The following is a 17,127-nucleotide window of genomic DNA, read 5'->3' on the forward strand; positions in this document are numbered from 1 at the left end:
CACGGCATGGTTGAGGTGGAGCTGCGCGGGTGGCGACCCGACGACGTGCCGGTCGTGCTCGACGCGTTCCGCTCCCCGGACATGGCCGACCAGGCGGCCCGGCCCGTCGACACCGCGCGGGCGGCGCTGGAGTGGATCGGCATCTGGGGGTTCCGCGACGACGCGCAGGCGTTCGCCGTGGTCTGCGGCGGGGAGGTCGTGGGGAACGTGGCGGTGAGCAACATCGACGCGCACGACACCGGCTGGGTCTCCTACTGGACGCTCCCGCGCGCCCGGGGACGAGGTGTGGCGATGGCGGCCACCATGAGGCTGGCCGAGTGGGCGTTCCTGGAGCGCGGGCTGTTCCGCCTGGAGCTGGGACACCGCATCGGCAACGTCGCGTCCTGCGCGGTGGCCACCAGGGCCGGATTCCTGCCCGAGGGGGTCGAACGGGCCAAGCTGCGCCACGAGGGCGTCCGCTACGACGTGGAGCGGCACGCCCGGCTGGCCACCGACCGGCCGGCCCCGCCCGGCCTCGAACCCGGCGAAAGGAACGGGCGCGGACGGCTCACAGGGCCCTGAGGGCGGCGAGCAGGTGGCGGAGCACCTGCTCGTGCGGCATCCCGGACGGAGCGGACGGGGAGGGCGGGGGCGGCACGACGATCAGCCCGCTCTCGCGCAGGTCGCCCAGGAGCACCCTGAGCACCCCGACGGCCAGCCCGGTCCGCCCGGCCAGCTCCACGACCGGCAGCGGTGCCCGGCAGGCGTCCAGGATCGACACGTACTCGGCGGGCAGGCCCCGGCGCGGGGCGCCGGTCGCCACCACCGGGGTCAGCAGGTCGAAGGGGGCTCCCGAGGCCCTGGTCCGGCCCCGGGTCATCGTGTAGGGGCGGACGACCGGACCGGCCTCCCGGTCGAACCGGCGCTCGCCCGTCACGGCCCGCCGTCCTGCCCGGCGCGCCGCCATCCGTCCCGGAACGAGGTGAGCACGCCGCCCGGCACCCTCTCCTCTCCGTCCCTTCCGTCCCTGCTCTCCCTACCGTCCCTGGCGTTCCGGCTCTCCCGGCCGCCGGTCCGTGCCGCGCCGCTCACCGCGGGGTCCGGTCCCCCGAGGGGGTCGCCGGGCACGCTCCGCCCCGCTCGTCCGGACGGGCCGCCCTCCGCCGCGGACCGTCTCTCCTCCTCGCCGGGCCGGGGGAGGCGCAGGGCGGCCGGGTCGACCACCAGCTCCTGGGGGAGCAGCACGATCGCCGTGGTGCCCCCGAAGGGGGAGGGGCGCAGCAGGACCCGGATGCCGTGCCGGGCGGCGAGCCGCGCCACGACGAACAGGCCGAGCCGCTCGCTGTCGGCCAGGTCGAACTCGGGGGGATCGGCCAGCAGCGCGTTGAGCCGGTCCGTCTCCTCGGGGGAGATGCCCAGTCCCCGGTCCTCCACCTCGATCGCGTAGCCCCTGGCGACCGTCTCGCCGTGCACCCGTACTCGGGTGTGCGGGGGAGAGAACAGGGCGGCGTTCTCCACCAGCTCGGCGAGCAGGTGGATCACGTCGGTGACCACCGGGCCGGTCACGCACGGCCCGTACGGGACGTCGATCGTCACGCGCGGGTAGTCCTCGATCTCCTCGGACGCCGCGCGGACCACGTCGTGGACCGTGACGGGCTCCCGCCAGCCGCGCCCGGGGGTGGCCCCGGACAGGATGATCAGCCCCTCGGAGTGGCGGCGCATCCGGGTGGTCAGGTGGTCGAGGCCGAACAGGTCCTCCAGGGTCTCCGGGTCACCGGCCCGCCGCTCCATCGCCTCCAGCATGGCCAGCTGCCGGTAGAGCAGGGACTGGCTGCGCCTGGCCAGGTTCACGAACACCTCGTTGACGCCCCTGCGCAGCCGGGCCTGGTCGGCGGCGGCCTCGACCGCGGTGCGCTGGACCGAGGAGAACGCCTCGGCCACCCCGGCGACCTCGGCGGTGCTGCCGACGTCGATCGCGGGCACCTCGGAGCAGACGTCCTCGCCCCGGCGGAGCCGCCGGACCACGTCCGGCAGCCGCTCCTCGGCCAGCTCCAGGGCGGCCCGCTGGAGCCCGGCGAGCTCGCGGGTCAGCCGCCTGCCGAACCGTACCGAGACGAAGACGGACAGGGCCACGGCCACCAGGCCGAGCCCGCCGGCCAGGCCGATCCGGATCAGGACCTGCCGGGCGAGCGGCACGGAACGCTCGCCGATGCGCGCGCCCACGTCCCCGGCGCGCCTGTCGAAGGCGTCGGAGAGCGCGGTGGCGGCCGTCGCCCAGGAGGGGGACGGCATGGCGTGGGCGACCACGGCGTCCTCGATCCGCTCGAACGAGGCGTAGGCGGCGGAGTCGTGCAGGGAGGCGTACAGGGCCCGGAACTCGGGGTCGAACTGTTCCAGCCCCAGCGAGTACAGCAGCCTCCGGCCGGTGACCAGCTCGCCGAACCTGGTGTGCTCGGCCGGGGTCATGGCCCCCTCGACCGCGGCCCCGGCCAGCAGCGCGGCCTGCCGGCTGAGCATCTCGCGGCTCCGCCCGACCGTGACCAGGGCCCGCGCCTGGTCGGTCAGCTCCATGTCACCGGATATCCGGATCTTCTCGTAGGCGTCGAACGCGACCGCGATGATCTCGCCGTAGGCGTCCAGGACCCGAAGCCGGGTCTCGGCCCGGGTGTCGACCGTGCCGCGGGTGCCGGCGAGCCGGTCCAGCGCGGCGCGGAACCGGTCCAGGCGTTCCCGGGTGCCGGGGGCGAGGTCCGGCCCGGCCCTGGTGATGGTCCGTTCCAGCTCGGAGCGGGCTCGGTCCGTCCGTACCCGCTGGGCCTGCAGTCCGGCACGCGAGGCGTCCACGTCCCCCAGCACGGAGAGCGAGAGCAGGCGCTCGTGCTGGAGCGCGGTGGTCATCGCCCTTACGGGCAGAACGACGTTCTGGTAACCGTCGCGGATCGCGAGGAGTTCCCGGCCACCCTGTAGGGTCAAACCGGCCGCGAACGCCCAGATCAATACAAGGGATACGATTGGTACAAGAAGCAGGGTAAAAATCTTTACCCCGATCGTGTACTTTCGGCCAGCCATAATCCCTCGCACCATTGCACTGCGCGGTTAACGGTGGCGAAACACTAGCAACATGGATCACTTACCAACAGCCATGCACATGATTCCCTTTGGCAGGATTTATCGCATCTTGTCAGCGCGGAACCATCGACCCTTCGGGTACGTCTCTTCATGAGGAGGGAGGCACCGATGCAAGAGATCGCGGATCTGATCGGAGCCGAGGCCGAGCGGGCGGAACCGGCGGCGCTGACGCGCGGCGGGGAACTGGCGGGGGCGGGAGCGGTCCAGCTGGTCCGGTTCAGCCCGGCGCTGGTGACCGCCGAGGTCGACGACGGCGCCGCGTGCGTCGAGTTCCGCGTCGTCGACGGCGTCCTGCGCCGGCACTGCAGCTGCCGCGAGGGGCGCGCCGGCGCCTTCTGCGCGCACTGCGTGGCGACGGCTCAGTCGGTCAGGATGAGAACCGACAGGAAGGACTCCCCGGGGGCGTCGTCGGCCACGGCGTCGGCGAGGACGGTCCGGACGGCCTCGTAGGCGGGCCGGTCCGCCGCCCGCAGCGCCGACGGCTCCGTCCAGACCAGCAGGTGCTCGCCCGGCGGCAGCCAGGACAGGTCGGTCAGCACGTCGTAGAGCGCGTCCAGGTTGTGCCCGAAATGGTCGGGCAGGTCGAGGGCCTCGGCGATCGCGTCCATGGCCTCGGCGGAGGTCGTGATCTTCGCGCCGTCGAGCCGGTGCACCGTGAGGGTGCCCTCCATGGTGCCGATCGCCGTGCCCGGGGCGGCCCCGGCCGCGCCGGACGGAAAGGTCTCGGCCGCGGTGTCCGGCGTGCCGCCCTGGGCGCCACCCGACGAGCCGTTCGACGTGACGTCGGGCGCGGTGCCGCCGACGCCGTCCGAAGGCGCGGTCCTTCCGGCGCCGTCCGAAACGGTATGGGCCGCGCCGTCCAGCGGTGCGCCGCCGAACACGACGCTCACCTCGCTCACCGGCCCGTGCCGGAACGTTCCCCTGGGCATCCCGATCACCCGATCCCGTCGCCGGCCCACCGGGGGCCGTTCCCGTGCACCCCGGCACTCGTCCTGTTCCCGCTGTTCGTGCTGTTCCGGGGATGTCTCACCTGGCCGAAGTACCCGCCCCCGCCGCCCGGAAAACCGGGGAACGCACCGGCCGGGGATGGTGCTCCAGAATTCTTGTCTGGTTGTCAGACAATATGCCTACAATCGACCCATGAGAATCGCCGTGATCGGAGCCGCCGTGCTCTGGGGCACCGCGGGCACCGCGGGCGTCCTCGTGGCCGGGGTCGACCCCGTCTCCCTGGCCGCGGCCCGCCTGGTGATCGGCGGCCTGGTGCTCGCGGCCGTCACCCTCCCGGCCCTGCGGCCGACGCTCGCCCCCGGCCGCGGCGCCCCGGGCGGCTCCCCGCGGGACCCCTCCCCGGACGGCCCCCCGCGGGCCCGCCCCGCCCGGTCCCTGCGGTTCCCGGCCCGTCCGGGCCCGCTGGTGGCGGCGGCGCTGGCCGTGGCCGCGTACCAGCTCTGCTTCTTCGCCGCGGTCGGCAGGACCGGGGTGGCCGTGGGCACCGTGGTCGCCATCGGCAGCGGCCCGGTCTTCACCGGCCTGCTGTCCTGGCTCCTCGACGGGGTGCGGCCCGGGCGCCGCTGGGCCGGGGCGACCGCGGTGGCGATCACCGGCTGCGCCGTGCTCACCGGTGGCGGGGGCCAGGTGCGCGCCGACGGTGTCCTGCTCGCCCTCCTCGGCGGCCTGCTGTACGCGTTCTACGCGGTCACCGCGGCACGCGCGATCGGTGCGGGAGCGCCCTCGGACGCGGTGATGGGACTGATGTTCGGCGGTGCCGCGCTCGTCATGGTCCCGGTCCTGCTGTGGACCGGCACCGGCTGGCTCGCCGAGCCGCGCGGCCTGCTCACCGCCCTCTACCTGGGCTGCGCCACCACCGCGCTGGCCTACCTGCTCTACGGCAGGGGCCTGCGCACCACGCCGGTCGCCACCGCCGCCACCCTGGCGCTGGCCGAGCCCGCGGTGGCCGCCCTGCTCGGCGTGGTGGTGCTCGGCGAGAGGCTCACCCCCGTGTCGGCCGCAGGGCTGGTCCTGCTCGGGGTCAGCCTCGTCGCGGTCGCCCTGCCGGACGGGGACGGGGACGGGGACGCGGCCGGAAGCGGCGGCCGGAGGGCAATAGGGTCGTCGGCGTGACCCTGCCGCTGCATCCCGTCTCCGCCGTCGGCGCGCTCGCCGACGCCCTGCGCCGGCGGGTGCTGTCCGGCGAGATCGCCCCCGGCACGCCCCTGCCCGAACAGGAGCTCTCGGCCCTGTACGGGGTGGCCCGCCCGACCGTCAGGGAGGCGCTGGCCGTGCTCGTGCACGAGGGGCTGCTGCGGCGCGAGCGGCACCGCAGCGCCCACGTGGCCGAGGTGAGCGTGGCCGACCTGGACGACCTGATGTTCGTCCGGCGCCCGCTGGAGGACCTGGTGGCCACGACGCTGGCCGGCAGGCGGGTGGCGGAGGCGGACGAGGCGCTGGCCCGGATGGCGGCCCTGCCCGCCGACGCCCCCTGGTCGGAGGCGGTGGCCGGGCACATGGCGCTGCACCAGGCGCTGGTGGTCGCGGTGGGCAGCCCGCGGCTGGAACGGCTCTACGGCATGCTCGCCGCCGAGACCCGGCTGGGCCTGGTGCGGTTGCGCGAGGTCTACTCCGACCGGCACGTGCTGGTCGCCGAGCACCGGGACCTGCTGGACGCGATCGCCCGCGGACCACGGGAGGCCGCGAGAAGGGCGGTCGCCGTCCATCTCGACCATCACTGGGGCGATCGATAGGCATCGATGTGCATGGCTCTATTGCACGCGGAGCCCGGGAGTCGTCACAATCGCGCCCATGCACGGCAACTCAGTGCCGGACTCCTACGTGTACGTCACCGAAGAAGGCGTGACCCGTCACTACGCGGACGGCAGCGTCGACGCCCTCGCGTGGGAGGACGTCGTCGAGGTGCGCGTGACGGAGGAGCCGGACTCCGACATCCTGTACATCCTTCTCGACCGGCAGGGCCAGGGATGCGTGGTGCCCGGCTCGGCGACCGACGCGACCTTCCTCGCCCGCCTGCGCTACCTCCCGGACTTCGATCTGGAGCGGCTCGGCGCGGCCGTGGAGTCCGCGCGCGACGATTACGTCGTGGTCTGGCGCAGCCCCGAGCCGCCGTCGGCCCTTCCGGATTTTGAATACGACTAATTTAGAATTAGTTACATTATCCAATGGCGAAACGTACATGTTTGGATCGTTCCGTCAAGGCATTGCTTATGCTGCTCCTCGGCCGATAGTGGACAGTTACCGCTATTCCCCCGCCCAATAGTGATCACTAGTATTTCCCTGGTATCGAGGCCTCCGGCCTGTCGGGAATGTGTTGACCACTGAAATGTGATGCGCGGTGATTCACGCCGCCGCGTCCGGGCGTCGTGGGCGAGGTGGCATGAGAGCGGAGATCGAGGAGCTCGCCCTCGGACTGCCCCGGGGGCCGGCGCGGACCGCCTCCAGCATCTGGACGCACTCCTACGTCCGCATCCTGCTCGCCGGGGACGTCGCGTGCTCGGTGATCGCCTGCGAGACGGTGCTGGGCGTCCGGCTCTGGCTCGGCGCGTACATCCCCGAGGCAGAGGCGCTGCTCGGGCTGGGACTCGCCCTGGTCTGGCCGCTGGCGCTGGTGGCGGGGGGCGCCTACCGCGGGCGTACGCACGGGGAGGGCAGCGACGAGTTCCGCGCCGTCTTCAACGGCGCGGCGGGCCTGACCGCGGCCGTCGCGATCGGTGCCTACGTCACCCAGACCCCGATCGCCCGCAGCTTCGTCATGGCGATGTTCCCGCTGGCCTGCGTCCTCACCGTCGCCTTCCGCTACCGGATGCGCAAGCGGCTGCACCGCAGGCGCGCCCGCGGCGACTACATGCGCCAGGTGGTCGCGGTCGGCCACCGCGAGTCCGTGCTCGACCTGGTCATCCAGCTGCGCAGGCAGCCGCACCACGGCATGACGGTCGTCGCCGCGTGCCTGCCCACCGGCCCCGACCCGCTGACGTCCGGCCTGGTGGAGATCGACGGGATCCCGGTCCTGGGCGGCTTCTCCGACGTCGCCACGGTGGTGGCCAGGGTGGACGCCGACGCCGTCGCCGTGCTGGCCTGCCCGGAGCTGGACGGCGCCGCGCTGCGCAGGCTGGCCTGGGGCCTGGAGGACGCCCGCACCGACCTGTTCGTGGCCCCGGCGCTCATGGACGTGGCCGGCCCGCGCATCAGCATCAGCCCGGTGGCGGGGATGCCGCTGCTGCACGTCGAGCACCCCGACTTCCGCGGGGTCCGCCGCCTGGCCAAGAGCCTCTTCGACCGGACCGGCGCGCTGATGGTCCTGCTGGTCCTGGGCGTGCCCATGCTGGTGATCGCCGCGCTGATCCGCGCGACGAGTCCGGGCCCCTCCCTCTTCCGGCAGGTCAGGGTGGGAAAGGGCGGCGTGGAGTTCCGGGTGGTGAAGTTCCGCACCATGGTCACCGACGCGGAACGGCTCAGGCTCGACCTGGAGCGCGAGAACGAGGTCGACGCCGTGCTGTTCAAAATCAGGAACGATCCAAGGGTCACCCCGGTGGGCGCCTTCCTGCGCCGTTACTCCATCGACGAGCTGCCGCAGCTGCTCAACGTGCTGCGCGGCGAGATGTCGCTCGTCGGCCCGCGCCCGCCGCTGCCCGGCGAGGTCAGGCAGTACGGCGAGGACGTGCGCCGCCGCCTGGTCGTCAGGCCCGGCATGACCGGCCTGTGGCAGGTGAGCGGGCGCTCGGACCTGACCTGGGAGGAGTCGGTCCGGCTGGACCTGCGCTACGTGGAGAACTGGTCGCTCTTCCTGGACCTGCAGATCCTGTGGAAGACCTGGAGCGCCGTCACCGGCGGAGAAGGGGCCTACTAGTGAGAGCGCTCGTGCTCGCCGGCGGGTCGGGCACCCGGCTCCGGCCGATCACCCACACCTCGGCCAAGCAGCTCGTGCCCGTGGCGAACAAGCCGGTGCTGTTCTACGGCCTGGAGGCCATCGCCGCGGCGGGCATCCGCGAGACCGGGGTCGTGGTGGGCGACACGTACGCCGAGATCGAGGCGGCCGTCGGCGACGGGAGCGCGTTCGGCCTGGAGGTGACCTACATCCGTCAGGCCGCGCCGCTGGGCCTGGCCCACGCGGTGCTCGTCGCCCGCGACTACCTCGGCGACGAGGACTTCGTCATGTACCTGGGGGACAACTTCATCGTCGGCGGCGTCAGCGACCTGGTCGAGCGGTTCGCCCGCGAGCGGCCCGCCGCCCACATCATGCTCACCCGGGTCGGCGACCCCCGGCAGTTCGGCATCGCCGAGCTGGACGCGGCCGGCCGGGTGGTGGGCCTGGAGGAGAAACCGGCCGTGCCCAGGAGCGACCTCGCGCTGGTCGGCGTCTACCTGTTCACCGCCGCGATCCACGAGGCCGTGGCCGAGCTCAAGCCCTCCTGGCGCGGGGAGCTGGAGATCACCGACGCCCTGCACTGGCTGATCACCGCGGGCCGCAGGGTCGAGTCCACGATCATCTCCGGCTACTGGAAGGACACCGGGAACGTCACCGACATGCTGGAGGTCAACCGGCTGGTGCTGGAGTCCCTGGAGCCCAGGGTGGACGGCCGGGTGGACGGCGCCAGCGAGCTGATCGGCCGGGTGGTCGTCGAGGCGGGCGCGCAGGTGGAGCGCTCCCGCATCGTCGGGCCCGCGGTCATCGGCTCCGGGGCGCGCGTCCTGGACAGCTACGTCGGCCCCTTCACCTCGATCGGGGCGGGCTGCACGGTCAGCGGCAGCGAGATCGAGTACTCCATCGTCCTGCCCCGGTCGTCGATCGCGGGCGTCTCGCGGATCGAGGCCTCCCTCATCGGCCACGACGTCGAGGTCACCCCCGCGCCCGCCGTCCCCCGCGCCCACCGCCTGGTGCTGGGTGATCACAGCAAGGTCCAGATCAGCTCGTGACGACATCCGGCGGGACACGCGGGGCGACCCGTCCGCGACCACGCGGAGCCCCGCGGGGCCGTGCCCCGGGACGAGAGGCATGTCCATGACACCCTGCAGGCTGTGCGGCTCGACGAGCCTGGCGAGCGTCGTCGACCTCGGCGCCACGCCGCCGTGCGAGCGTTTCCTCACCGAGGCGCAGCTGGAGGAGCCCGAGGTCACCTACCCGCTGCACCTGCGGGTCTGCACCGGCTGCCGGCTGGCGCAGATCCCGCCGCTGATCACCCCCGAGGAGACCTTCACCGAGTACGCCTACTTCTCCTCGTACTCGACCTCGTGGGTGGAGCACGCGCGGACCTTCGTGCACGGGGCGGTGGAACGGCTCGGGCTGGGGTCCGGCTCGTTCGTGGTGGAGGTGGCCAGCAACGACGGCTACCTGCTGAGGCACGTCGCCGATCTGGGCATCCGCTGCCTGGGCGTCGAGCCCTCCGAGAACGTCGGCCGGGCGGCGCGGCAGGCCGGGGTGCCCACCTGGACGGCGTTCCTCGACCCCGCGACGGGCGCCTCGGTGCGGGCCGGGCACGGCCCGGCCGACCTGGTGGTGGCCAACAACGTCTACGCCCACGTACCGGACGTGATCGGGTTCACCCGGGGGCTGCGCGCGCTCGTCGCCGACGACGGCTGGGTCTCGATCGAGGTGCAGTACCTGCCGACGCTGATGGCGGGCAACCAGTACGACACGATCTACCACGAGCACTTCCAGTACTACACGGTCGACTCGGCGCGCGCCGCCCTGGCCTCCGGCGGGCTCCGCCTGGTGGACGTCGAGCGGCTGCCCACCCACGGCGGGTCGATCCGGCTGTGGGCCAGGCCCGAGGAGGCCACCCGGGAGCAGGGGGAGCCCGGGGAGCGGGTGGCCGCGCTGCTCGCCGAGGAGAAGGCCGCGGGCCTGCACGAGCTGTCCGGGTACGCCGAGTTCGGCGCGCGGGTCGCCCGGGTGCGGCGCGACCTGCTGGCCTTCCTGCTGGAGGCGGCCCGGCAGGGGAGGACGGTGGCCGGCTACGGCGCGCCCGGCAAGGGCAACACCCTGCTCAACCACTGCGGGATCCGGCCCGACCTGCTGCCCTTCACCGTGGACCGCAACCCGTACAAGCACGGCAGGTTCACCCCGGGGACGCGCATCCCGATCCTGCCGCCCGAGCGCCTGGCCGAGGAACGGCCCGACTACGTGCTGGTCCTGCCGTGGAACCTGCGCGAGGAGCTCGTCGGCCAGCTGTCCTACGTGCACGACTGGGGTGGCCGGCTGGTCCTCCCCATTCCCGAACTGGAGATCGTCGAGGTGAACCCGTGAAGGTCGTCCTCTTCTGCGGCGGATACGGCAGCAGGATGCGCACCGGCACCGCCGGCGACGTGCCCAAGCCCATGCAGCTCGTCGGGCCCAGGCCGCTCATCTGGCATGTGATGCGCTACTACGCGCACTTCGGGCACACCGAGTTCATCCTCTGCCTGGGCTACGGCGCCCACCACATCAAGGAGTTCTTCCTGGACTACCAGGAGACGACGTCCAACGACTTCGTGCTCCGCGGCGGCCGGGTCGAGCTGCTGTCCACCGACATCTCCGAGTGGTCGATCTCGTTCGTGCAGACCGGGATCACCTCGCCGATCGGCGAGCGGCTGCGCCGGGTCCGCGACCACCTGGACGGCGAGGAGATGTTCCTGGCCAACTACGCCGACGTGCTCACCGACGCCCCGCTGCCAGAGATCGTCGACCGGTTCGACGCGTCCGGCGCGGCCGCGTCGATGATGGTGGTGCCGCCCTCGGACACCTTCCACTGCATCGAGCTGGGGGAGCGCGGCACGGTCGGCGGCATCACGCCGGTCAGCGAGATGCCGCTCTGGGTCAACGGCGGCTACTTCGTGCTCCGCCAGGAGATCTTCGAGCACATCCCGGAGGGCGGCGACCTGGTCGGCGACGGCTGCGCCGAGCTGGCCAAGCGGGGCAGGCTGCTGGCCTACCCGCACCGCGGCTACTGGCGGCCGACCGACACGGTCAGGGAGCGGGTCGCCCTGGACGAGGCGTACTCGCGCGGCGACCGCCCCTGGGCGCTGTGGGAACGCGGGCCCGCGGCGGTGACGGTCCCGTGATCGGTTTCCGGCCGGCCGCGACGGGCCGGATCGCGCTGCTGGCCGCGCACTGCGACGACCTCGCCATCGGGGCGGGCGGCACCCTGCTCACCCTGTGCTCCGCGCGTCCCGGCCTGACCGTGGAGGCCCTGGTGCTGTCCGGCGGCGGGACCGCGCGCGAGGACGAGGAACGCGCGGCGCTGGCCGACTTCTGCCCCGGGGCCGACCTGCGGCCGACCGTGCTCAAGCTGCCCGACGGGCGGCTGCCCGCGTACTGGGAGGAGGCGAAGGCGGCGGTGGAGGAGCTGCGCACGCGCGTCGACCCGGACCTGGTGTTCGCGCCGCACCGCGGCGACGCCCACCAGGACCACCGGGGCCTGGCCGAGCTGGTGCCCACCGCCTTCCGCGACCACCAGGTGCTCGGCTACGAGATCGTCAAGTGGGACGGCGACCTCGGCCGCCCCAGCGCCTACCAGCCGCTCGCGCCCGAGGTCGCCGAGGCCAAGGCGGACCTGCTGGAGCGGCACTACCCCTCCCAGCACGGCCGCCCCTGGTACGACCGCGAGGTGTTCCTCGGGCTGGCCCGCCTGCGCGGCGTCGAGTGCCGCGCCCGCCACGCCGAGGCGTTCCACGTCGGCAAACTGACCTTCGACCTGGCTGGAGGGTGAACCCGATGCGCGTGCTGCTGACCGGGCACCAGGGGTACCTGGGGAGCGTGATGGCCCCGGTGCTCACCGCCCGCGGGCACGAGGTGACCGGGCTGGACTCCGGCCTGTTCGCCGGGTGCGTGCTGGGCCCCGCGCCCGGCGACCCGCCCGGGCACCCCGTCGACCTGCGGGACGTCACCGCCGACATGCTGGCCGGGACGGACGCGGTGGTGCACCTGGCCGCGCTGTCCAACGACCCGCTGGGCGCGCTGGCGCCCGAGCTGACCTACGACATCAACCACCGCGCCGCGGTGCGCCTGGCCAGGCTGGCCCGCGACGCGGGCGTGCGCCGGTTCCTGTACGCCTCCACCTGCTCGGTCTACGGCGCCTCCGGTGAGGACCTGGTCGACGAGGACGCGCCGCTGCGGCCGGTGACCCCGTACGCCGACTCCAAGGTCCGGGTCGAGGACGACCTGCTGGCGCTGGCCGACGACGACTTCAGCCCGGTGTTCCTGCGCAACGCCACCGCCTTCGGGTTCTCGCCCCGGCTGCGCGCGGACATCGTGCTGAACAACCTCGTCGGGCACGCGCTGCTGTCCGGGCAGGTGAAGGTGCTCTCCGACGGCACGCCGTGGCGTCCCCTGGTGCACGCCGCCGACATCGCGGACGCCTTCGCCCTGGCGCTGACCGCACCGCGCGAGGCCGTGCACGCCAGGGCGTTCAACGTCGGTGACGAGGAGAACAACCTGACCGTCGCCCGGATCGCGGACGAGGTCGCCGAGGCGGTGCCCGGCGCGGAGGTCGTGATCACCGGTGAGACCGGGGCCGACCCGCGCTCCTACCGGGTCGACTTCTCCCGCGTGCGGGCCGCGCTGCCCGGCTACCGGACCCGCTGGACGGTCAGGGCGGGCGCGGCCGAGCTGGCCGACGCCTACCGGCGGTACGGCCTGACCTCGGACGACTTCCACCGCCGCTTCACCCGGCTGGCGCATCTGGCGGCCAGGCGCGAGGCCGGGACCGTCGACGGCGCGCTGCGCCCACGCCGGGCGACGGCGGGGCGACCGGCGTGAGCGGGGCGGACGGTGCGGGCGACGCTGGTGGCGCTGGTGGCGCTGGTGGCGCTGCCGGTGTGACCGGGACGACCGGCGTGACCGGGGCGACCGGCGTGGCCGGGGCGGGCGGCGCGGGTGGCGCGGGTGGCGCGGGTGGCGCCGATGAGGGGCGCGAGATGCACGCCCTGGTGGAGCGGCTCTACCCGATCTGCCGGAGCATCACCGGCGACGGCGTGCGCCGCACCCTGGAGATCGTCGGGGAGTCCCTGCCGCTGCGGGTCAGCGAGGTGCCGACGGGCACCGAGGTCCTGGACTGGACCGTGCCCGAGGAGTGGAACATCCGCGACGCCTACGTCAAGGACCCCTCCGGCACCAGGGTCGTCGACTTCGCCGCGTCGAACCTGCACGTGGTCGGCTACAGCGTCCCGGTGTCGGCCGTCATGACCCTGGACGAGCTGCGCGGCCACCTGCACACGCTGCCCGAGCAGCCCGGCCTGGTCCCGTACCGGACGAGCTACTACGCGCGGACCTGGGGCTTCTGCCTGGCCCACGACACGCTGGAGGGCCTGCCCGGCGGACCGTACGAGGTCATGATCGACTCCACGCTCGCCGACGGCCACCTGACCTACGGCGAGCACGTGGTGCCCGGCCGGGTCGCCGAGGAGGTGCTCGTCTCCTGCCACGTGTGCCACCCCTCGCTGGCCAACGACAACCTGGCGGGGATCGCCGTGGCCGTCCGGCTCGCGCGCCGGCTCGCCGGGAGCGACCCGTGGTACACCTATCGCTTCCTGTTCGCGCCGGGCACCATCGGCGCGATCACCTGGCTGGCGCGCAACCGCGAGCGCGTCGGGCGCGTCCGGCACGGCCTGGTGCTGGCCTGCGCGGGGGACCGCGGCCCGCTGACGTACAAGCGCAGCAGGCGGGGGGACGCCGTGATCGACCGTGCCGTGCGGCACGTCCTGCGCACCTCCGGGCGCGAGCACCGGGTCGTGGACTTCTCCCCGTACGGCTACGACGAGCGGCAGTTCTGCTCGCCCGGCTTCGACCTGCCGGTCGGCTCGCTCACCCGAACCCCCTACGCCGGATACCCGGAATATCACACCTCGGGGGACGATCCGGGCTTCGTCTCGCCCGAGGCCATGGCGGACACCCTGGAGACCTGCTGGGAGGTCACCCGGGTGCTGGAGGGCGACCGCCGCCACCTCAACCTCAGCCCGTACGGCGAGCCGCAGCTCGGCAGGCGCGGCCTGTACGGGTCGCTGGGCGGGCGGAGCGACACACAGGCGGCCCAGATGGCGATGCTGTGGGTGCTGAACCTCTCCGACGGGGAGCACGGCCTGCTGGACATCGCCGAACGCGCGGATCTTCCCTTCGGCACGGTGGCGGAGGCGGCACGCGCCCTGCGCGGGTCGGGACTTCTCAAGGAGTGTTCGGAATGACGGGGTCACGGGTCGTGACGGGTGCACCGGCGGCCGGGGTCCTCGGGCTCCGGGTCGGCGAGACGGTGGAGGTGCTCGGCGAGGCCGAGATCATGGCCACCCTGGACGAGCGGGGGGAGCTGGACGGGCTTCCCTTCATGCCGGAGATGCTGGCCTGGTGCGGGCGGCGGCTCACCGTGCACAAGGTGGCGCACAAGCTCTGCGACACGATCGGCGGCAGCGGCATGCGCCGGATGGAGCGGGCCGTCCACCTGACCGGGGCCCGCTGCGACGGCGCGGCGCACGGCGGCTGCCAGACGGCCTGCCAGTTCTACTGGAAGGAGGCGTGGCTCAGGCGGATCTCCCCGGCCGACCCCGGCTCCCCGGACGGTTCCGGCTCCCCGGACGGCCGGGTCCCGTCGCGTGCCGAGGGCTCCCCGAACGGTTCCGGTGGTCCCGGTGGTCCGGGCCCGGGACGCGACCTCGCCGCGGGCCGCGCGCTGCTGCCGATCCTGCAGGCCGCCACCCGCAAGGAGCCCGGCCCGGACGGCGAGGAGCGATTCTCCTGCCAGGCCACCGAGCTGCTGCGCGCCGCGCCCACCTGCCTGCCGCTCAAGGACGTCGGGCAGTACGTCGCCGACGTGCGCACCGGGAACGTGGGCGTGCCGTGGATGCTGCGCTCGCTCCTGGTCGGCCTGTTCAACCGCTACCAGCAGGCCGCCAAGCGCCTCCTGCCGAGGTGGCTGTGGATCAGGGGCGGGATGCGCTGGGGGTTCGTCAGGGGCGAGGCCGGGGCGAAGACCCCGACGCGGACCCTGGACCTGCGGCCGGGCGAACTGGTCCGGGTCAGGTCCAAGGCGGAGATCCTGAAAACGCTCAACGGCGACCTGCTCAACCGCGGCATGGGGTTCGAGGAGGAGATGTCGCGCTACTGCGGGCACGTGGCGCGCGTCAGCGCCCGGGTCGAGCGGTGCCTGGACGAGAAGACCGGCCGGATGCTGCGGATGAAGAACCCCTGCATCGTCCTGGAGGGCGTCGTCTGCGCGGGCGCGTACAACGTCAGCTGCCCGCGCGAGTTCGTGCCGTTCTGGCGGGAGATCTGGCTCGAACGCGTCGAGGAACTCGGCTGACACCCACGAGGCGGCGGAAGGCACGGATGGACCAGCGGCAGGCACGGGACACCGGCGCGCACGACACGGGCGCGCACGGTCCCTCCGGCACGCCCGACCCCACCGCCGACGAGGCGCCCGATGCCAACACCGAGGAGACGCACGCCCCCACCGCCGACGAGCAGGTGGGGGCGATCGGCGCCAAGGCCGGGCGCGGGCTGCGCTGGAGCCTGCTGGGCAACGTGGGCACCAAGGCGACCACCTTCGTCATGGGCCTGGTGCTCGCCCGGCTCCTCGCGCCCGAGGACTTCGGCCTCTACGCCATCGCGCTCGCCGCGACCACCTTCGTCATGCACGTCAACGACGTCGGCATCATCGCGGCCACCGTGCAGTGGCGCGGCAGGGTCGAGGACATGGCGCCGACGGCGACGGTCATGGCGGTGGCGTTCAGCACCGGGATATACGGGATCTTCTGGGTGATCGCCCCGTACTTCGCCGAGCTGGCGGGCAGCGCGGAGGCCACGCCCGTGGTCCGGCTGCTCACCGCGGTCATCCTCATCGACGGCGTCACCGCGGTGCGGGCGGGCTCGCTGATGCGCGGGTTCGGGCACGACCGGCTGACCAGGGCCAACATCGCGGGCTCACTGGTCAACGCCGCGGTGGCGATCACCCTGGCCGCGAACGGCGCGGGCGCGTACAGCTTCGCCGCCGGGCAGGTCGCGGCCAACACCGTCACCGGCGTCCTGGTGCTCGCCTGGGCCGGGCTGCCGTTCCGGCTCGGCTTCGACCGGGAGGTCGCGGCCAGGCTGCTGCGCTTCGGCGCGCCGCTGGCCCTGGGGCTCGGCATCGAGGCGGTGCTGATGAACGCCGACTACGTCATCGTCGGGGCCGTGCTCGGCCCGGTCGCGCTCGGCTTCTACCTGCTGGCGTTCAACGTCTCCAGCTGGGTGCCCAGCGTGATCGGGACCGCGCTGCGCTACGTCACCGTGCCCAGCTTCTCCCGGCTGGCCGAGCAGCGGCCGGAGGCGCTCTCGCTGGGCGTGCAGCGGTCGGTGCCCCTGCTGGTCGCCTCCGTGCTGCCGGTCGCGGTGGTGACGGCCACGCTGGCACCGGAGATCGTGGCGTTCCTGTACGGCGCCACGTGGGCGCCCGCGGCCGGTGTCCTGGCGGTGCTCGCGGTGCTGATGGTCGTGCGGATGCTCACGTCCCTGGCCTTCGACGTCCTCACCTCGGCGGGCGCGACCCGGGCGACGGTGTGGATGAACCTGGTCTGGGCCGCGGCGCTGGTGCCCGCACTGTGGGCGGGGACGCACTGGTACGGGGTCCGTGGCGCCGCGATCGGGCACGCGCTGGCCGGGGTGCTGGTGGCCCTGCCGATGGCGGCGCTGGTGCTGGGCCACGCGGGGGTGCGCCTGGCCCCGGTGCCGCCCACCCTGGTGCGCCCGCTGCTGGGCTCCGCGCTCTCGGCCGCGGTCACGGTGGCGCTCGCCGGCGCGATCGCGGGGGTCGCGGGCGGGACGGACGGCGGCCCCGTGCTGCTGCGGCTCTGCCTGGCCGGGGGCGGCGGGCTGCTCGTCTACGTCCTGGTCGTCGTCCCCGCGGACCGGCTGCGCGCGCTCGGGCCGCTCCTGCGGCCCGGACGGCCACGACGGCTCGGACGAACAGGGCGTATCGGATGAACGGGGTGAGCGGGCCGACCGGAGACACCCCGAGAACCCCGGCGATCCCGGAGACCCGGGCGGCTCGGACGAACGGATGGAGAGGA

General features: G+C 73.5%; 17 protein-coding genes. 14 read left to right on the forward strand and 3 right to left on the reverse strand.

What is annotated here, in order from left to right:
- Nucleotides 1–6: 6 nt before the first annotated feature.
- Nucleotides 7–561, forward strand: a complete 555-nt coding sequence (locus tag ACIBCT_RS01555; protein WP_399185441.1) for a GNAT family N-acetyltransferase — start codon at nucleotides 7–9, stop codon at nucleotides 559–561.
- Here the strand turns inward: ACIBCT_RS01555 and ACIBCT_RS01560 are convergent.
- Nucleotides 548–916 (reverse strand): DUF742 domain-containing protein, encoded by a 369-nt coding sequence (locus ACIBCT_RS01560; protein WP_399185443.1) that lies wholly within the window; start codon nucleotides 914–916, stop codon nucleotides 548–550. The two genes, ACIBCT_RS01555 and ACIBCT_RS01560, sit on opposite strands and share 14 nt — an antisense overlap.
- Nucleotides 913–2,877 carry a nitrate- and nitrite sensing domain-containing protein gene (locus ACIBCT_RS01565; protein WP_399185445.1) on the reverse strand — a complete coding sequence of 655 codons (1,965 nt, stop codon included), beginning with the start codon at nucleotides 2,875–2,877 and terminating at the stop codon, nucleotides 913–915. Before ACIBCT_RS01565 ends, ACIBCT_RS01560 begins: the two co-directional genes overlap by 4 nt.
- 339 nt (nucleotides 2,878–3,216) lie before the next feature.
- Here ACIBCT_RS01565 and ACIBCT_RS01570 point away from each other — a divergent pair, with 339 nt between their 5' ends.
- The gene (locus ACIBCT_RS01570) at nucleotides 3,217–3,558 is read left to right on the forward strand and encodes a hypothetical protein (protein ID WP_399185446.1); all 342 of its coding nucleotides are present in this window, start codon (nucleotides 3,217–3,219) and stop codon (nucleotides 3,556–3,558) included.
- On the opposite strand, the gene ACIBCT_RS01575 is transcribed toward ACIBCT_RS01570, so the two are convergent.
- Entirely contained in the window at nucleotides 3,468–4,037 is a 570-nt protein-coding gene (locus ACIBCT_RS01575) for a barstar family protein (RefSeq protein WP_399185447.1), read from the reverse strand. The genes ACIBCT_RS01570 and ACIBCT_RS01575 overlap by 91 nt on opposite strands.
- A gap of 211 nt (nucleotides 4,038–4,248) precedes the next feature.
- Here ACIBCT_RS01575 and ACIBCT_RS01580 point away from each other — a divergent pair, with 211 nt between their 5' ends.
- From ACIBCT_RS01580 to ACIBCT_RS01635, 12 genes are all read left to right on the forward strand, one after another.
- Nucleotides 4,249–5,229, forward strand: coding sequence for a DMT family transporter (locus ACIBCT_RS01580; RefSeq protein ID WP_399185448.1), 981 nt, complete (start codon nucleotides 4,249–4,251; stop codon nucleotides 5,227–5,229).
- Entirely contained in the window at nucleotides 5,226–5,849 is a 624-nt protein-coding gene (locus ACIBCT_RS01585) for a GntR family transcriptional regulator (protein WP_399185449.1), read from the forward strand. The genes ACIBCT_RS01580 and ACIBCT_RS01585 overlap by 4 nt, the downstream gene beginning before the upstream one ends.
- A 58-nt stretch (nucleotides 5,850–5,907) precedes the next feature.
- Nucleotides 5,908–6,258 (forward strand): hypothetical protein, encoded by a 351-nt coding sequence (locus tag ACIBCT_RS01590; RefSeq protein WP_344890858.1) that lies wholly within the window; start codon nucleotides 5,908–5,910, stop codon nucleotides 6,256–6,258.
- 238 nt (nucleotides 6,259–6,496) lie between these two features.
- On the forward strand, nucleotides 6,497–7,966 hold the full coding sequence (locus tag ACIBCT_RS01595) for a sugar transferase (RefSeq protein WP_399185450.1): 1,470 nt from the start codon (nucleotides 6,497–6,499) through the stop codon (nucleotides 7,964–7,966).
- A complete protein-coding gene (locus ACIBCT_RS01600; protein ID WP_399185451.1) occupies nucleotides 7,966–9,033 on the forward strand; it encodes a glucose-1-phosphate thymidylyltransferase in 1,068 nt (355 codons plus the stop codon). Before ACIBCT_RS01595 ends, ACIBCT_RS01600 begins: the two co-directional genes overlap by 1 nt.
- A gap of 79 nt (nucleotides 9,034–9,112) precedes the next feature.
- Entirely contained in the window at nucleotides 9,113–10,363 is a 1,251-nt protein-coding gene (locus ACIBCT_RS01605) for a methyltransferase domain-containing protein (RefSeq protein ID WP_399185452.1), read from the forward strand.
- Nucleotides 10,360–11,157: a sugar phosphate nucleotidyltransferase gene (locus tag ACIBCT_RS01610; protein ID WP_399185453.1), complete on the forward strand. Its 798-nt coding sequence runs from the start codon at nucleotides 10,360–10,362 to the stop codon at nucleotides 11,155–11,157. The genes ACIBCT_RS01605 and ACIBCT_RS01610 overlap by 4 nt, the downstream gene beginning before the upstream one ends.
- Nucleotides 11,154–11,804: a PIG-L deacetylase family protein gene (locus ACIBCT_RS01615; RefSeq protein ID WP_399185454.1), complete on the forward strand. Its 651-nt coding sequence runs from the start codon at nucleotides 11,154–11,156 to the stop codon at nucleotides 11,802–11,804. Before ACIBCT_RS01610 ends, ACIBCT_RS01615 begins: the two co-directional genes overlap by 4 nt.
- 5 nt (nucleotides 11,805–11,809) lie before the next feature.
- A complete protein-coding gene (locus tag ACIBCT_RS01620; RefSeq protein WP_399185456.1) occupies nucleotides 11,810–12,853 on the forward strand; it encodes an NAD-dependent epimerase/dehydratase family protein in 1,044 nt (347 codons plus the stop codon).
- 59 nt (nucleotides 12,854–12,912) lie between these two features.
- The gene (locus ACIBCT_RS01625; protein ID WP_399185457.1) at nucleotides 12,913–14,274 is read left to right on the forward strand and encodes a DUF4910 domain-containing protein; all 1,362 of its coding nucleotides are present in this window, start codon (nucleotides 12,913–12,915) and stop codon (nucleotides 14,272–14,274) included.
- The gene (locus tag ACIBCT_RS01630) at nucleotides 14,271–15,383 is read left to right on the forward strand and encodes a hypothetical protein (protein ID WP_399185458.1); all 1,113 of its coding nucleotides are present in this window, start codon (nucleotides 14,271–14,273) and stop codon (nucleotides 15,381–15,383) included. The genes ACIBCT_RS01625 and ACIBCT_RS01630 overlap by 4 nt, the downstream gene beginning before the upstream one ends.
- 26 nt (nucleotides 15,384–15,409) lie before the next feature.
- Entirely contained in the window at nucleotides 15,410–17,041 is a 1,632-nt protein-coding gene (locus ACIBCT_RS01635) for a lipopolysaccharide biosynthesis protein (protein ID WP_399185459.1), read from the forward strand.
- Nucleotides 17,042–17,127 lie beyond the last annotated feature (86 nt).

It is taken from the genome of Streptosporangium sp. NPDC050855 (assembly GCF_044456585.1).
GTDB lineage: Bacteria > Actinomycetota > Actinomycetes > Streptosporangiales > Streptosporangiaceae > Streptosporangium > Streptosporangium longisporum.

Excerpts from the sequence above, each read along its gene's own strand:
- ACIBCT_RS01605 (WP_399185452.1), top strand. The coding sequence starts at position 9,113 with ATGTCCATGACACCCTGCAGGCTGTGCGGCTCGACGAGCCTGGCGAGC.
- ACIBCT_RS01620 (WP_399185456.1), top strand. The coding sequence starts at position 11,810 with ATGCGCGTGCTGCTGACCGGGCACCAGGGGTACCTGGGGAGCGTGATG.
- ACIBCT_RS01630 (WP_399185458.1), top strand. The coding sequence starts at position 14,271 with ATGACGGGGTCACGGGTCGTGACGGGTGCACCGGCGGCCGGGGTCCTC.
- ACIBCT_RS01595 (WP_399185450.1), top strand. The coding sequence starts at position 6,497 with ATGAGAGCGGAGATCGAGGAGCTCGCCCTCGGACTGCCCCGGGGGCCG.
- ACIBCT_RS01635 (WP_399185459.1), top strand. The coding sequence starts at position 15,410 with ATGGACCAGCGGCAGGCACGGGACACCGGCGCGCACGACACGGGCGCG.
- ACIBCT_RS01575 (WP_399185447.1), bottom strand. The coding sequence starts at position 4,037 with ATGCCCAGGGGAACGTTCCGGCACGGGCCGGTGAGCGAGGTGAGCGTC.
- ACIBCT_RS01590 (WP_344890858.1), top strand. The coding sequence starts at position 5,908 with ATGCACGGCAACTCAGTGCCGGACTCCTACGTGTACGTCACCGAAGAA.
- ACIBCT_RS01555 (WP_399185441.1), top strand. The coding sequence starts at position 7 with ATGGTTGAGGTGGAGCTGCGCGGGTGGCGACCCGACGACGTGCCGGTC.
- ACIBCT_RS01580 (WP_399185448.1), top strand. The coding sequence starts at position 4,249 with ATGAGAATCGCCGTGATCGGAGCCGCCGTGCTCTGGGGCACCGCGGGC.
- ACIBCT_RS01570 (WP_399185446.1), top strand. The coding sequence starts at position 3,217 with ATGCAAGAGATCGCGGATCTGATCGGAGCCGAGGCCGAGCGGGCGGAA.
- ACIBCT_RS01565 (WP_399185445.1), bottom strand. The coding sequence starts at position 2,877 with ATGACCACCGCGCTCCAGCACGAGCGCCTGCTCTCGCTCTCCGTGCTG.